This window comes from Bradyrhizobium sp. LM2.9 (assembly GCF_054056555.1).
This window is the reverse complement of sequence record NZ_JBSRYJ010000002.1, coordinates 1,626,798-1,641,613: the sequence shown is the minus strand read 5'-3', so window position 1 is coordinate 1,641,613 and position 14,816 is coordinate 1,626,798. Positions and strand designations below refer to the sequence as shown.

General features: G+C 63.9%; 17 protein-coding genes and 1 pseudogene. 8 read left to right on the top strand and 10 right to left on the bottom strand.

Going from position 1 to position 14,816, the window contains the following annotated elements; genetic code table 11:
- Positions 1-17: 17 nt before the first annotated feature.
- From ACVWW3_RS09165 to ACVWW3_RS09150, 4 genes and pseudogenes are all read left to right on the top strand, one after another.
- Positions 18-791: a tyrosine-protein phosphatase gene (locus tag ACVWW3_RS09165; protein WP_456650262.1), complete on the top strand. Its 774-nt coding sequence runs from the start codon at positions 18-20 to the stop codon at positions 789-791.
- Between the two features lie 40 nt (positions 792-831).
- On the top strand, positions 832-1,512 hold the full coding sequence (locus ACVWW3_RS09160) for an SDR family oxidoreductase (RefSeq protein WP_456650263.1): 681 nt from the start codon (positions 832-834) through the stop codon (positions 1,510-1,512).
- A 97-nt stretch (positions 1,513-1,609) separates the two neighbouring features.
- Positions 1,610-2,296 carry a DUF2161 domain-containing phosphodiesterase gene (locus tag ACVWW3_RS09155; RefSeq protein WP_456650264.1) on the top strand — a complete coding sequence of 229 codons (687 nt, stop codon included), beginning with the start codon at positions 1,610-1,612 and terminating at the stop codon, positions 2,294-2,296.
- A 95-nt stretch (positions 2,297-2,391) separates the two neighbouring features.
- Positions 2,392-2,698, top strand: a pseudogene (locus ACVWW3_RS09150) (hypothetical protein).
- 80 nt (positions 2,699-2,778) lie between these two features.
- On the opposite strand, the gene ACVWW3_RS09145 reads toward ACVWW3_RS09150, so the two are convergent.
- The 7 genes from ACVWW3_RS09145 to ACVWW3_RS09115 all read right to left on the bottom strand — a co-directional run bounded on the left by ACVWW3_RS09145 (position 2,779) and on the right by ACVWW3_RS09115 (position 9,277).
- Positions 2,779-3,408 carry an N-acetyltransferase family protein gene (locus ACVWW3_RS09145; RefSeq protein ID WP_456650265.1) on the bottom strand — a complete coding sequence of 210 codons (630 nt, stop codon included), beginning with the start codon at positions 3,406-3,408 and terminating at the stop codon, positions 2,779-2,781.
- A gap of 149 nt (positions 3,409-3,557) precedes the next feature.
- Positions 3,558-3,959 carry a PaaI family thioesterase gene (locus tag ACVWW3_RS09140; protein WP_456650266.1) on the bottom strand — a complete coding sequence of 134 codons (402 nt, stop codon included), beginning with the start codon at positions 3,957-3,959 and terminating at the stop codon, positions 3,558-3,560.
- Between the two features lie 145 nt (positions 3,960-4,104).
- A complete protein-coding gene (gene kynU, locus ACVWW3_RS09135) occupies positions 4,105-5,307 on the bottom strand; it encodes a kynureninase (protein ID WP_456650267.1) in 1,203 nt (400 codons plus the stop codon).
- A gap of 8 nt (positions 5,308-5,315) precedes the next feature.
- A complete protein-coding gene (gene kynA / locus ACVWW3_RS09130; RefSeq protein WP_456650268.1) occupies positions 5,316-6,155 on the bottom strand; it encodes a tryptophan 2,3-dioxygenase in 840 nt (279 codons plus the stop codon).
- A 33-nt stretch (positions 6,156-6,188) separates the two neighbouring features.
- Complete coding sequence (locus ACVWW3_RS09125) at positions 6,189-6,998, bottom strand: alpha/beta hydrolase (RefSeq protein WP_247443486.1); 810 nt, start codon at positions 6,996-6,998, stop codon at positions 6,189-6,191.
- Between the two features lie 221 nt (positions 6,999-7,219).
- The gene (locus ACVWW3_RS09120; protein WP_456650269.1) at positions 7,220-8,497 is read right to left on the bottom strand and encodes an ArgE/DapE family deacylase; all 1,278 of its coding nucleotides are present in this window, start codon (positions 8,495-8,497) and stop codon (positions 7,220-7,222) included.
- Positions 8,498-8,551: 54 nt separating this feature from the next.
- Positions 8,552-9,277 carry a pyridoxamine 5'-phosphate oxidase family protein gene (locus tag ACVWW3_RS09115; protein WP_456650270.1) on the bottom strand — a complete coding sequence of 242 codons (726 nt, stop codon included), beginning with the start codon at positions 9,275-9,277 and terminating at the stop codon, positions 8,552-8,554.
- Between the two features lie 75 nt (positions 9,278-9,352).
- On the opposite strand from ACVWW3_RS09115, the gene pdxR reads away from it, so the two are divergent.
- Positions 9,353-10,825, top strand: coding sequence for a MocR-like pyridoxine biosynthesis transcription factor PdxR (pdxR, locus tag ACVWW3_RS09110; RefSeq protein WP_456650271.1), 1,473 nt, complete (start codon positions 9,353-9,355; stop codon positions 10,823-10,825).
- Positions 10,826-10,892: 67 nt separating this feature from the next.
- Positions 10,893-11,138, top strand: coding sequence for a DUF6719 family protein (locus tag ACVWW3_RS09105; RefSeq protein ID WP_456650272.1), 246 nt, complete (start codon positions 10,893-10,895; stop codon positions 11,136-11,138).
- A 3-nt stretch (positions 11,139-11,141) separates the two neighbouring features.
- Here the strand turns inward: ACVWW3_RS09105 and ACVWW3_RS09100 are convergent, their stop codons facing one another.
- A complete protein-coding gene (locus ACVWW3_RS09100; protein WP_456650273.1) occupies positions 11,142-11,507 on the bottom strand; it encodes a hypothetical protein in 366 nt (121 codons plus the stop codon).
- Positions 11,508-11,543: 36 nt separating this feature from the next.
- On the bottom strand, positions 11,544-11,708 hold the full coding sequence (locus ACVWW3_RS09095) for a hypothetical protein (RefSeq protein ID WP_247346471.1): 165 nt from the start codon (positions 11,706-11,708) through the stop codon (positions 11,544-11,546).
- 414 nt (positions 11,709-12,122) lie between these two features.
- Between ACVWW3_RS09095 and ACVWW3_RS09090 the strand changes: the two genes are divergently transcribed.
- Positions 12,123-12,332 (top strand): hypothetical protein, encoded by a 210-nt coding sequence (locus ACVWW3_RS09090; RefSeq protein ID WP_456650274.1) that lies wholly within the window; start codon positions 12,123-12,125, stop codon positions 12,330-12,332.
- 31 nt (positions 12,333-12,363) lie between these two features.
- Here the strand turns inward: ACVWW3_RS09090 and ACVWW3_RS09085 are convergent, their stop codons facing one another.
- Positions 12,364-12,912, bottom strand: coding sequence for a CreA family protein (locus ACVWW3_RS09085; protein ID WP_456650275.1), 549 nt, complete (start codon positions 12,910-12,912; stop codon positions 12,364-12,366).
- 208 nt (positions 12,913-13,120) lie between these two features.
- Between ACVWW3_RS09085 and ACVWW3_RS09080 the strand changes: the two genes are divergently transcribed.
- The gene (locus ACVWW3_RS09080) at positions 13,121-14,779 is read left to right on the top strand and encodes a L,D-transpeptidase family protein (RefSeq protein ID WP_456650276.1); all 1,659 of its coding nucleotides are present in this window, start codon (positions 13,121-13,123) and stop codon (positions 14,777-14,779) included.
- Positions 14,780-14,816 lie beyond the last annotated feature (37 nt).

Genomic DNA, 14,816 nt, shown 5'->3' with positions numbered 1-14,816 from the left:
TAACCCAAGCTGATCTCATGCAAGACTCCTCTTTACAAGACTCCTCTTTACAAGTTGCTCCCGCTCGCCACCTCGCCCTGCAAGGCGCCAGCAATTTTCGCGACCTCGGCGGCTATCCGACCGCAGATGGCCGTACCACGCGCTGGCGGCACATCTTCCGTTCCAACCATCTCGGCCAGCTCACCGTCGCGGATATCGAGATCGTCCGTGCGCTCGGCGTGCGCAGCGCGTTCGACTTTCGCGGTGTCGAGGAGCGGACGGCGGGCGTCTGTGTGGTGAACGAGATCGCCGTGCATTCACTGCCGATCGAGCCGACGGTCGTGGCCGCATTGCGCGCCGAACTCGCCCGGGGCTCGCTGACCGCACCGGTCGCGCTCGAACTCATGCGCGAATCCTATCGCAACTATGTCCGCCACAACACGGCCAGTTTCCGCAACCTGTTCGGTTATCTGCTGGAGGACCGCGCCCCGCTCGTCATTCACTGCACCGCCGGCAAGGATCGCACCGGCTTTGCCAGCGCGCTCATCCTGCATGCGCTCGGCGTCGCCGACGAGGTCATTGCCGAGGACTACCTGCTGACCAACCAGCACTACAAGCGCGATGCGACGGCCGCTACCGATCTGCCCGAGGACGTCCGCAATGCCATCGGTAACGTCGATGCCTCGTATCTTGCCGCGGCTTTCGAAGCCGTCGGCAAGGAATATGGCGATCTCGAAACCTACTTGCGCGACGGCCTCAAGCTCGGCACACCGGAGCAGACCGCGCTGAAGGCGCGTTATCTGCAATCGTAAGCGGCCGTAAATCTCAATCGGCCGCGCCGGGAGAACGACGATGCAAGGCCAGGTTCTGATCGTGACCGGAGCACGCGGCGCACTTGGAAAAGTCGTCGCCGAGGCCGCGCAGTCGCGCGGCGCGCGAGTCGCCGGCATCGACCATGCGCCATCGCAAATCTCCGCGACGCCTGAGCGCATTGAGATCGGCGGCGTCGATCTGTCCGACGCGGCGCAGGCGAAGACGGCGGTCGATGCGGCCGCGAAGCACTTCGGCAAGCTCGATGGGTTGATCAACATCGCCGGCGGATTCGCCTTCGAGACCATCGGCGACGGCGATATCAAGACATGGCAGCACATGCATGCGCTCAACGTGCTGACGGCGCTCAACGCCTCGCACGCGGCGCTGCGGCATCTGGCCGCCTCCAATGCCGGTCGCATCGTCAATGTCGGCGCCATGGGCGCGCTTCAGGCCGGCTCGGGCATGGGCCCCTATGCGGCGTCGAAAGCCGGCGTCCATCGCCTCACCGAGGCGCTTGCGAGCGAGTGGAAAGGCAAGGTCACGGTGAACGCAGTGCTCCCTTCGATCATCGATACCAAGGCCAACCGCACCGACATGCCGAAAGCGGACTTCGCCAAATGGGTGACGCCCCAGGAGCTCGCGGAGGTCATCCTGTTCCTCGCCAGCGACGCCGCAAGCGGCGTTACCGGCGCGCTGATCCCGGTGGGCGGGCGGGTTTAGTCGCATACCGGCTTGATTGTCTCTGCCCCTGCTCTGATTCAATCGGGACCAGGAAAGCTCTACACTGCCCGCAACTGATTCTCCGATCGGACGTGCCGTGGAAACCACGCTCTATCTGCCTGTCAAACGCTTCCTCGAAGAGCTGGGCTTCACGGTCAAGGGCGAGATCGTCGGCTGCGATCTCGTGGGCCTCAGCGCCGGCGATCCGCCTGTCGTAGTGATCGGCGAGCTCAAGCTCGCCTTCAATCTCGAGCTGATTCTTCAGGCGGTCGACCGCGCACCCGCCGGCGACGAGGTCTGGATCGCCGCAAAGATGTCAGCGCGCGGCAAGGGACGCGAGACTGACGCGCGCTATCGCAATCTCTGCCGCCGTCTCGGCTTCGGTATGCTCGGGGTGACCGACCGCGGCCAGGTCGAGGTGCTGGTGAAGCCGCCGACGGCAGCTCCGCGCCGCGAGCCGAAGGTCCGTTCGCACCTGGTCGCAGAGCATCAGCGCCGCCAGGGCGATCCTGTGCTGGGCGGCAGCACCCGCGCGCCGATCATGACGGCCTATCGGCAGCAGGCTCTCGCCTGCGCCTCGGAGCTTGCGGGCGGCCCGCGGCGCGTGGTCGAATTGCGCCAACGCTGTCCCGATGCCGGCAAGATCATGCTTAACAATGTGTATGGCTGGTTCGAACGCACGGAGCGGGGAATCTACGGGCTGACCGAGGCCGGACGCGCGGCGCTGAAGCGCTGGCCGCAACAGCGGGCTGAGGTTGTTGAGGGTGTCGCGTCACCGCCCTGACACCCAACCGGTGCATAGCTGAGCTGCCACATGAAATTCATATTGCAATGCAACATGGACGGCACTAGGTATCCCGGCATCGAAACGAGGCCGTTATGAACACAGACTGGAATACCAAATATGGCACGCGGCGCGTGCGCCACGATCCGCCGACCCTGGACGAGGCGATCTTCGCCGCCGTCGGCATCACCGACGATCAGGAGCAGCAGGCCGAGATCGCCGCAGCCCTGATGGGCATGCCGCTCGATGTCGTCCAGGCCGAGGTCAAGAAGCAGGTTCGCACCAACAGCCGCATCACCTCGACCCGCGTGATCGCCGGGCGAACAGGGCGCCCAGCGCTCGGTGGTGGTCGAACGCCGCGTCGTGCGCCGCTTCGGCAACGACAAGCGCACCGGCACCTGAGCGCTCAGTTCTCTGTTTCCAATACGAAAGCGGACCAGTTTTGCCGGTCCGCTTTTTTGATTCCAGTCGGCTGTTTCAGGTCAGGCGGCGCGATTGCCATAGATGCTGGAGATGATCTTCCAGCAGGTCGAGTTGAAGCTGAGCAGAGCGCGGCCGGCCGTGAATGGCGAGGCGGCGAGATCGGCGAGTTCGTCCTCAGGTGCCCTGGCGAGATCGATCGTCCCGGTCGATTCGCCATGACGGAATTGCAGATGCGCCCCGAACTTCCTGGCGAGCGCCCGCATCGCGTGATTCTCGGCGCCCGTGGTGATGCGCAGGCGCTTGTAGCCTTTCCAGCGCGCTTCCGCGATCAGGCGGCTGAACAGCACGGTGCCGACATTCTGGCGCCGCGCTGAGGCCTCCACGCTGAAGGCGACCTCGGGCAGTGAATCGTCCTCAGGCGGATGCAGCTCGGCTGCACCGCGGACCACGCCGTCGACGATGTAAGCGACGATCACAGTGCCGTCCTCGGCACAGCGGGCGGCGTAACGCTCGATAAAACTGTCGTCGAGAAAACCGTTGAAACGGTCGTGCCGGCTTCCGGCATCGAGCCTCAGCAGGTGATCGCGCAAAAGCGGCAATTCTTCCTGTTGGCTCAAGGTCCGCACATAGCCCTGAACGGACTTCGTGCGGTTGGTTTCTTCAAGTGCGAAATCTGCTTCGAGTGACAAGTCTAAACTCCTCTTGGTGTCCCTCGAGGAGGCGTTCGAATCCCTAGACCTCCAATATTGTGCATCGCAACAAGCCTTTCAAGATGGGAACCTGCCCAAGTTTCGGGCATCGCAGACGACCAATTCGTTAACAAAATCAACCGCCGTATTCATACGAGGACCAGCTGGGTCTGGGTCACCACCGCGACCAGCTTGCCGTCCTCGGTCTCCAGCCGGATGGTCCAGACCTGGGTCCGCCGGCCCCGGTGGATCGGGGTAGCGGTTGCGACGATCGTGGTTCCCTCCTTGGCTCCGCCGATGAAATTGGTCTTGCTCTCGAGTGTAGTCGTGCCCTTGGCGTCCTCCGGCAGGTTGATCACGGTCGCCGCAGCGCCAACGGAATCGGCCAGCGCCATCACTGCGCCGCCGTGGATGGTGTGGTGGAGGGTGCAGAGATCCGGCCTGACCATCATCCGCGCCACCACGCGATCTTTCCCGGCCTCGACGAACTCGACGCCCTTAAGCTCGGCGAACGGCATCTTCATCGCTTTAAGTTTCTCGAGCGGCGTCATCGGATCTCCTCCCAATTCATTGTTGCCTCAGCGTGAATTGCTTCGCGCGGCAAAGCAATGACGTCCGAGGTAATAGCCGCCGTGACATTGGACGAAGCGTTTGCGCTTATGGTGCCGCCATGCGCCACTTCACGGCAGCCCCTTCTCAAGTCACCGCATTCACGACCTGATACTCCGGCCGCCGCCACACCTCGCCCGCGATCACCTCCTCGATGATCTCGGCTGCCTTCATGACCTCGGCCTCGCCGATATACAGCGGCGTGATGCCGAACCTCATGATGTCAGGCGCGCGGAAATCGCCGATGACGCCGCGGGCGATGAGGGCCTGCATCGCGGCATGGCCGCCCTCGAAGGCGAACGAGACTTGCGAGCCGCGGCGCTCATGGGCGCGCGGGGTAACGAGCGTCAGCTGCGGGCAGCGGCGCTCGACTTCGCTGATGAGGAGATCGCCGAGCGCCAGCGAGCGGGCCCGGACCTCCGCGATATCGACCCTGTCCCAGATATCGAGCGAGGTCTCCAGCGCCGCCATCGCCAGCACTGGAGGTGTCCCGACGCGCATGCGCTCGACGCCGCCCGCAGCTGCATAGGCCAATTCGAACGCGAACGGCTTTGCGTGGCCCATCCACCCCGACAAAGCGGCGCGCACGCTGTCGGCGTGGCGCGGCGCGACGTAGAGGAAGGCCGGCGCGCCGGGGCCGGCGTTGATGTATTTGTAGGTGCACCCGGCGGCGAAATCGGCGCCGGTGCCAGCAAGGTCAACCGGCAGTGCGCCGGCCGAATGCGCGAGGTCCCAGACCGAGACAATGCCGAGCGCATGCGCTCTTGCAGTCAGCTTCGCCATGTCGTGGCGTCGTCCGGTGCGGTAATCGACCTCGGTGATGTAGAGCACCGCGATCTCCTCCGACAACGAAGCCACGATCTCCTCTGGCGCCACCAGGCGCAATTGATGGCCACGGCCGAGCGTCGCGATCAGGCCTTCGGCCATGTAGAGGTCGGTCGGGAAATTGCCGGCGTCTGACAGGACGACCTTGCGCGACGCGTTCATGTCGAGCGCGGCCGCGAGCGCTTGATAGAGTTTCAGCGACAGAGTATCGCCCACCATCACTGAGCCGGCTTCCGCACCGATCAGTCGTGCGATGCGATCGCCGACATGGCGCGGCTGGGCATACCAGCCCGCGCTGTTCCAGGCGCGGATCAACTGGTCACCCCACTCGGCGGTGATGACGCGGCTGACGCGCTCGGCCACGCCAAGCGGCAACGCGCCGAGCGAATTGCCGTCGAGATAGATTACACCATCGGGCAAATGGAACAGCGCTTTGGTGTCGTCGTAGACGCGAAGCTTGGTCATGAAAATCTCTACAGGATCGTGCGCACGCGCCAGAGTTCAGGGAACAGCTCCACCTCCAGCATGCGCTTGAGATAGCTGACGCCGCCGGTGCCGCCGGTGCCGCGCTTGAAGCCGATGACGCGCTCGACCGTCGTCACATGGTTGAAACGCCAGCGCCGGAAATAATCCTCGAAATCGACCAGCTTTTCGGCGACCTCGTAGAGCATCCAATGCGTTTCCGGCGCCTCGTAGACGATACGCCAGGCCTGCAGAACGCTTTCATTGAAGCTATGGGTCTCGCGAACATCGCGCGCCAGCACGGCCGCAGGCATTTTAAGCCCGTTGCGGTCGGCGAGCCGCAGCACCTCGTCATAGAGGCTTGGCGTCGCCAGCTCGGCTTCGAGCAGCTGCGTGGTTTCCACATCGTGCGCGTGCGGCTTGAGCATGGCGTGGTTGCGGTTGCCGAGCAGGAATTCGATCAGCCGGTATTGCCGCGACTGGAAGCCTGAGGACTGGCCAAGCTGCGAGCGGAAGCGCGTGTACTCGCTGGGCGTCATGGTGCGCAGCACGTCCCAGGCATTGTTGAGCTGTTCAAAGATGCGCGACATCCGTGCCAGCATCTTCATCGCGGGAGCGACCTCGTCCTTTCCGATCGCGCGGCGTGCGGCGCTGAGCTCGTGGATTGCGAGCCGCATCCAGAGTTCGGTGGTCTGATGCTGGATGATGAACAGCATCTCGTCATGCGCTTCCGAGAGCGGATGCTGCGCGCCGAGAATCGCATCCAGCGCCAGATAATTGCCGTAAGACATGCGCCGGGCAAAATCGGTTTCGGCGCCGTCGCTTGCGGGATCGTAGTCGCTGGACGTCATGACAGGCCCTTTCGATCGATCTTCCAGGCCTCGTCAGTCGAGGCCGATCAGGCGTGCGGTGATTGGCGATGACGGGTCCTTGAGGGCGTCGATCACGGTGAAATGGTTCAGCCCGGGATCGACAACGAGACGCGTCGACACGTCGAATCCAGTCCAGACATTGGCCATCAGATCGGACTGGCGAATGAATTCGGGGCGCTCGTTGCCGCCGACCCAGGCGGTCACGGGCGAATGCCCGCGCGGCAGATGCAGCGCCGCGCTTTCCAGCGTCGCCTCCTCCATCGTCATGCCAAGCGTTTCGTTCATCCTGGTCTTGAGCAGCGGACGCAGATCATGCAGCCCGCTGATCGAGAGCGTGCCGACGATGCGGTTGAAGACGGCGGGCTCAAGCCGGCTATCATTGCACAGCATGCGCGTGACGAGATGCCCGCCGGCGGAGTGGCCGGCGAGCCGGATCGGGCCTGCGACGAGCGAAGCCGCCTTGGAGATGGCGGCGGTGATCTCGGCGGTGATGTCTGAGATGCGCGCGGATGGCGCGAGCGTGTAGCTCGGCAATGCCACCGTCCAGCCGTGATGGCGCGCGCCTTCGGCGAGATCAGTCCATGTCGATTTGTCGAAGCGCATCCAGTAGCCGCCGTGGACGAACACGACGAGGCCCTTGCTGTCGCCGTCGGGCAGGATCAGGTCGAGGCGTTGGCGCTCAGCCGGACCATAGGCGATGTCAGCGTGAAAATCTTTCAGCCCGGCGCGATAAGCCGCCGCCCGCTCCGTCCATTGCGCCGGCATCTTGTCCGAGCCCGGGATATGGGCCGAATTGGCATAAGCATCATCCCAATCGCGCATTGCTGCTTCCTCGGCGAACTCAAGGCCTTGTCGACCTGGCACCAGTCTGCCACCGGCGCGGGCGGCATCCTAGTCTTTAGTTTAAGCTTAAAGTATCTTGGAAAGCCGGTGGATCGTGGCAGCCCCCGTCAATGCGAGCGCAGCGAAGCAACCCAGTCTGCCTCCGCGGTGTCTGGATTGCTTGTCGCAAGGGCTCCTCGCAATGACGGCGGAAAGAGAGCCTACCCCTTCTCCACCCCGCACCAATCTGCGATGAACAGTGCCATTGCCTTGGTCGTCTTCTTCAGCGAGTCCAGATCGACGAATTCATTGAAGCCGTGCATCTCGCCGCCGCTCGCGCCGAAGCAGAGGCTTGGGATACCGTGATTGAGGCCATAGAAGCGGGTGTCGGTGAGCGCGGTGAAGACGAGGTCTTCGACCTCGCCGCCATAGACGGTGTTGAAGGCCTTGCCGAACGCCGCCTCGGGCGCGGCGGCGTCAGTCAGTTCATACCCCTCCGACAAGAATCCCGACCATTCGATCTCCGGCGGATTGTTGGCGAGAAAGCGGTGGTTGCGCGCGGCAGCAGCAACGCAGGCCATGATCTCCTTCTGGTGATCGGCGATCGACCAGCCCGGCAACACTGCAATGCGGCAATCGACGTCGCACCAGGCCGGCACGCTGGAAGCCCAGTCGCCGCCCTTGATGATGCCGGGGTTGAAGTTGATCGGATGGTTCAGCGTCTTGAAGTGCCGATCGGCTTTCGCACGCTCGTTCCACTCGACCTCGAGCTTTTGCAGCGACTGGATCAAATGATAGGCAGCCATGATTGCGTTCGCGCCGGAGCCGGCGAAGGCAACGTGGGTCGGATGGCCCTTCACGCGCAGACGAAACCAGATCACGCCGACCTGCGAGCGCACCATCTTGCCGCCGGTCGGCTCAGGGATGAAGCAGGCGTCCGCACGATAGCCGCGCTGAAGCGTCGAGAGCGCACCGACGCCGGTGCTCTCCTCCTCGATCACGGACTGGAAATGAATCCGCGCCGTCGGCTTGAGGCCCGCGACCTTGATCGCATCGAGCGCCGAGAGCGCTGCGATGGTGCCCGACTTCATGTCGCAGGCACCGCGGCCGAACATCTTGCCGTCCTTGATGACGGGCGAGAACGGCGGGGTGTCCCACAGTTCCAGCGGCCCCGCGGGCACGACGTCGCAGTGGCCCTGCAGGATCAGCGATTTGCCGCCATTCGTTTGCGGACGATAGGTCCCGACCACCGAGCGCGCCTTCGAGAAGTCATGCTCGATGGGCCCGAAGCCGCGCATATCCTTGAGGTCGTCGACATTGATGTGCCAGTCGTCGACCTCGTAGCCGCGCTCGCGCAGGAGGTCGCCGATCATGTCCTGGCACGGTCCCTCCGCCCCGCGGGTCGAGGGGATCGAGACGAAATCGCTTGTGGTCGCAAGCTGGGCTTCGAGGCCGGCGTCGACGGCGTCAAGAATCCTCTGCTGCGTTTCGGCATTCATCGGGCAACTCCAATTGGGCATTCAGATCATCGATGGAGCGCAAGCTAGCCGATTTCAGCCGTTCGGGTACTCTGCAAAATAGGCATCCCGCAATGCATCTTCGAGCAGCCGGCCCTCGGAATAGCCATTCAGTGTCGCCGGCCGGCTCACGCCGTCGAGCAGCCGCGGGCAAGGTTCCGGCGCGCCGAGCACGGTGCGCACCGGAATGCGTTCGGCATAGATCGGCAATTCGTAGTCCTCGTCATCGTCGGCAACACCCTTGGCACGGACCTTCGCGGAGGCTTCCTCGATCTCCATCGCGATGAAGGAGGTCGCCTTGATCTCCTGCGTGTTGCTCACCCGCAGGCTCGCGGTTCGATCCGGGAAGAAGCGGTCGACCATGGCGATCACCGCGCGCTCTTTCTCCTCTGGATCGGTGACGAGATAGGCGGTGCCGAACGCCATCACGGCGCGGTAGTCGGCCGAGTGATTGAACCCGCAGCGCGCCAGCACCAGGCTGTCGAGATGGGCGACCGTCAGGCACACGCGTTCGCCCTTGGTCTGGTTGCGCAGCATGCGGCTGGCGCTCGATCCGTGCCAGTACAGCTTGGTCCGTTCGCGCCAGAAGAAAGTGGGCGTGCAATAGGGTTGGCCGTCGATCGCGTAAGAGACATGGCAGAGCATCGAGGAATCCAGGATGCGATGAACGGTATCGTGATCGTAGAAGCCGCGGTCGTGACGGCGCTTCACCTGGTTGCGCGCGGACGTCGGATAGGAATTTTGGCTCTCGGTCTGGCTCACGGCCGCTCCTGTCGGACTGGAAACAATTCCAGAGCAGTTGTAGCCACAGATTTGGTCTGCGATAGTGCCAATTCTATGCAAAAAATTCCGACCAATTCTTTCCCTTCGCCGGCCAAGGCCGAGCTGCCGCTCGACCTCACCGGTCCGCACATCACGGCCGCCGCCTCGTCGGCGCACCGGCTGTATCAGGCACTGTGCGAGATGATCGTCGGCGGCCTGGTGAAACCCGGCGAGCCGCTGCCGCCGTCGCGCACGCTGGCCAAACAGACCGGCTTTCGGCGCAACGCCGTCGTCACCGCCTATGAGCGCCTGATCGCCGACGGCTTTGCCGACGCCACCGTCGGCTCCGGCACGTTCGTCGCCGCGCGTATCCCCGCGCGCGCGGCCGAGCCGAAGCGGCCGAAGATCATCGTCGAAACGCCGGGGCAAGGCGCGTTTTCGCTCGGCTGCACCCATATCGACGCGCGAGCCGTGCAGCGTTTCCGCGCCTTCATCGGCCGGCGCATGCGCGCCTTTGGCGCGGAGCATCTGCATTATGGCGATCCTCGTGGAAGCCGCGAGTTGCGTGCCGCCATCGCCGATCATCTTTTGTCGGCGCGTGGCCTGCGCTGCGATCCTGATCAGATCATGCTGACGTCAGGCACGCTGCATGCGCTGCGTATCGTGCTGAGCGCGATCCTGAAGCCGAACGACCAGGTTTGGTGCGAAGACCCCGGCTACCCGGCTGCGCGGAAAACCATCGCGCATTGCGGCTATCGCGCCGTGCCCGTTCCCGTCGACGCGCACGGCATGCGTGTCGCCAGGGGCCGCAATGCGGCGCGGTCCGCGCGCGCAGCCTATGTGACGCCGTCGCACCAGTTTCCGCTGGGCGTGCAGATGTCGATGCCGCGGCGGCTCGAGCTGCTGGACTGGGCGAAGCAGGCTGGCGCCTTCGTGCTGGAGGACGATTACGACAGTGAGTTCCGTTATGACGGCGCGCCGCTGATGTCGCTTGCCGGCATCGATCACCTCCAGCGCGTGATCTACATGGGCACGTTCGCCAAGACGCTGTTTCCGGGCCTGCGCATCGGCTATTGCGCCCTGCCCGAGCGCCTGATCGCGGACGTCACCGCCGCGCGGGCCGCGCTCGACCGGTTTCCCGGCACGCTGATGGAGGGCGCGGTGGCCGACATGCTCAACTCCGGCGCGTTTGCCGCGAACCTGAAGCGGGTGCGCAAGCTGTACCGCGAGGCGCGTGACGCGCTGGCCGAGACCCTGGAAGCCGCATCCGACGGCGTGCTGTCGGTGCCGGTCCCGTCACAGGGCCTGCATCTCGTCGCCCGGTTCGATCCCTCGGTGGACCTGCCCGTTGCGGCAGAAGCCAAGCAGGCCGCCGGCGCCGAAGGCTGGCTATTGGCCGACACCTATTCACGGGCACGTCCCCTGCCCGGTTTCGTGCTGGGATTTTCGGGCCACGCGATTCCGAAGCTGGTGGCATCCGCCGAGCGGCTCGCGCGGGAATCGCGCGCGGCCTTGCGTGCGAGGAGCAAGCCCGCCCGGCGGGCATGACGAACGTTCACTATGAGAATCGGCTGCCGCTCCCTACATTGCGGCATTGATGCCGGGACCTCACGCCATGCTGCTGCGCCGTGCGACTTGCCTCTCGCTCCTGATCTCCAGCGCACTCGCCGCGACGGCGCACGCAGGCACGATCGGACGCGAGCAGGACATCGTCGATCTCAAGCTCGGCCAGCGCGTTCAGGTGGATGACGGAACCTGCCCCGCCGGACAGATCAAGGAAGTGCGCGGCGCCAGGATGACTGAGAAGGGCGTGGCGCGGACCAGCGTCTGCGTGCCGCGACACGGTCCAAGATCGAGATGACGGCTACGACTTGGCCGGATCGAACATGCATTGCAGGGTCGGCTTGGCGATTTTGGTGAAGGTCGGCCCGATCTCGCCTTGCTTGGACGTCGGCACCCAATCGGTCTCGATCGTCGGCACGCCGGTCTCGCTGATGCCGCGCAGCAGCGCCTCGCGCAAATCCCGATCCTCGACGACCGCGGCGGCATGGTCGTGCAGGCAGCCGCAGACTTCCGCCGGATGTTCCCAGCGCCCGAGCATGCGCGGCGCACACTGACGCATGAATTCGGTGCGGGGATCCGGCAGCCTCGCGGGCGAACGCACCTGGGCCTGGGCGGCACTGATCGTCAGAACAGATATGAACGCCGCAGCGCCGAAACGAACAAGCATGATGGCCTTTATCGGCTGTTTTTTTGTTGTTGGCGATCAGAAGCGCGCGGCGACCACGATCGGCTGCGGCGCAGTGGTCGTGATTGGCGAGCCGCTGTACCGGAAGGTGCCGACACCCGGGAGATTGCCGTCCGGCGAGCCTGCGAACGAGGAGCCGGCGAGCACGAAACCGAAAGCAAGGATGAGGCTGAGCGTGCGCATGGACTTGTCTCCGAATTCGGTGGCCGGCGGTGAGCCGTCGTCGTTGTGAGGTTGATAACCATGGGCGGTTTCGCGTGTGATGCGCCAAAGGCCGAAAATGGTTTCATCTCCGTGAGAATTGTTTCGTCCCGCTCGGGGCGACGACACATTCGACGGAAAATCTCAATCTTTTCAAATGGGTCGTGCCGCTGCCCAATGTCGTTGGCAGGTTCCGTGCGAGCTCGGACGTACGCCGGACGATAGACGCCGTCATGGTCCCGCCTCACACGCTTCACATGCATTTTACATTTTTCTGCTGAAGAGAAGCCGAACGAAGGCTGGGCCCTGTTGAACCGGGGGCGCTTCGGCTGCGACCCAAGCCATCGAAACCTGGAGTCCGGATCACCGGGCGCGTTCATTTGAGGAATGGCCATCATGATGGCGCAAGATCGCGCAACGCCGCGCGATGCGGACCTACGGACAGACCGCGGAGATCAACGACCCGTTCGCAGCGGCGCCACCTCGTCCGGCGAAATGGTGCTGCAATCGAGCCGTGGCTTTGAGGCCGTGCCACAGATGTTCGTGCGGCTGACCGGCTCGCATCTTGCAAAACCCCGCGCCAGCCGCGCAGGCGTCACTGAGTGAACGCAAACGTCACTGAGTGAACGCAAGCGCGTCACTGAGTGAAGAACTCGCCGCACTTCTGGACGTTTGTGTCCGCCGGCCCCCATGGCATGATCGGCACGGTCGAGGTCGAGTTCTTCGGCGAACCCTCGATCAGCCTGTCCGAATAAACCATGTAGACCAGCACGTTGCGCTTGGCGTCGCAGCCGCGAACGATCTGCATCTTCTTGAAGAAGAGCGAGCGGCGCTGGCGGAACATGTCGTCGCCCTGCTCCATCTTGTTCTTGAACTTGATCGGGCCGACCTGACGGCAGGCGAGCGAGATGTCCGAAACCTCCTCGGCAAGGCCCAACCAGCCCTTGAAGCCGCCCTTCTCCGGTATCGTGAAATGACAGGCCACGCCCTCGACCTCAGGATCGTCCAAGCCGTAGGTCGCGAGCTTGTCGTTCGGGCTCATCCATTTGAACACGGTCGAGCGGCGGAAGATCAGATCGGGCTCGTCCGCGGCGGAGGCGGACGTAGCCGACCAGGTGAGCGCCAGGAGGAATAAAGCGAGGCCTTTCAAGCGGATGCCGGAAAGACCGGGGAAACGAGATGACATGAAGCTCTCCGGTAACAAGTCCCTGCAATGTAGGCATATGGCGGCCGATCAGGAAGACGGCCCGCAATCCGACACGCCCGCCGTTTACCGCTCCGTGAGGCTTTCTTGTTACGGTTTGGACAAAAGTAGCTGATGGCAGAACTGCCGTGCTGGTGAACGCGTATCCCCTCTGAGAGACTAACATCTGATTTGGATTGTGGATTGGAAGATGAATAGCGTGAAAGGGTCCGATTTTTCTGCCAAACCGACGCGGCTTTGGCAGGTCGCCATTTTGACGGCGGCGGGTGCGATCGGTACGGCAAGCCAGGCAGACGCAGCGTTTTATTACTGGACGGATTATTCCGACGGGTTCTACGGGCGCCAGGAGCGCCATTCCGAAGTCCCGCGCCAGAAGCCACAGAAGCGCGGCGCGGCCGGCAAGAAAGGCGTCGTTGCCGAGAAAGAAGCCGGCACGAAACCGCAAGGTCCTCTCGTCATCGTCGTCTCGATCGACCGGCAGAGGGTCACGGTCTACGACACCAACGGCGTGTTCGCGGAATCTCCGGTGTCGACGGGCATGAAGGGCCATTCGACGCCGATGGGTGTGTTCAGTGTCATCCAGAAGCATAAATTCCACCACTCCAACATCTATAGCGGCGCGCCGATGCCGTACATGCAGCGGGTCACGTGGTCCGGCATCGCCATGCATGCCGGCGTGCTGCCGGGCTATCCGGCCTCCCATGGCTGCATCCGCATGCCGATGGCGTTCGCGGTGAAGATGTGGAACTGGACCAGGATGGGCGCGCGCGTGATCGTTTCGCCCCGCCAGATATCGCCGCAGAACTTCTCACATCCGCTGCTCGCCTCCGTGCGCGTGCCGCCGCAACCCGCGGCCAGCCTGGAGCCGCAGACCAATGCCGGCGACAAGGCCGACAAGGACGCGGCCAATACCTGGGCCGCCGAAGCCAAGCCGGCTGAAACGAAGACCGCCAGCGCCGACGGCGCGCTCGAGCTGCGCTCGTCGGTAGGCCACACCGTAATGTCGGACGTGACCACCGGCACTGCGCCGACCCGCGGCGAAGCCGCGGCATCGACCCAGACCGAGCCGACGGCAAAGCCTGAGACCAAGACCGCTGAGGCATCTGACGCGGCCAAGCCACAGGAACCCGCAAGCACCGAAGCGAAGCCTGTCGAAGCCGCGGAGGCGCTCAAAGAAACGACCAAAGAAACGACCAAGGCTTCGGCGGCTGCGGGAGACAAGATAGAGGCTGCCAAGTCTGACGCCGCAAAGTCTGACACCGCAAAGTCCGAGCCCGCGAAGACGTCCGATGCACCAGCCACCGCGCCGGCACAGGCCGCCATGCCTGACGTCAAGAAGGACGAAGCCCGCGCCGCCGATCCGGCGCCGGCCGCAAAGCCGGAAGCGCCCAAGCGCGCCGGCCAGATCGCTGTCTTCATCAGCCGCAAGGATTCCAAGCTCTACGTGCGGCAGAACTTTGCGCCGCTATTCGAGGTGCCCGTCACGATCGCAGCGAGCGATCGGCCGCTCGGCACGCATGTCTTCACCGCCGAAGTCGACAAAGCCGATGCCAATGCGCTGCATTGGTCGGTGGTGTCCTTGCCAGTGTCCGTCCGCTCTGCCGCGCGCGAAGATGACGGCCGCGCGACACGCCGCCAGAGTGGTGCCGCCGTCATCCCCGTCGCCATCAAGCCGGTGGTGACACCGGACAGCCCGGCCGAGGCGCTCGACCGCGTCTCGATCCCTGCCGACACCATGGTCAAGATCAACGAGATGCTGACATCGGGCGGATCGATCATCATCTCCGATCAGGGCATCAACCAGGGCGAGACCGGCGAAGGCACCGACTTCATCGTGCGACTCTACTGAGCAGTTCGCCGCGTCAGATCGCGTCAGATAACGTGGT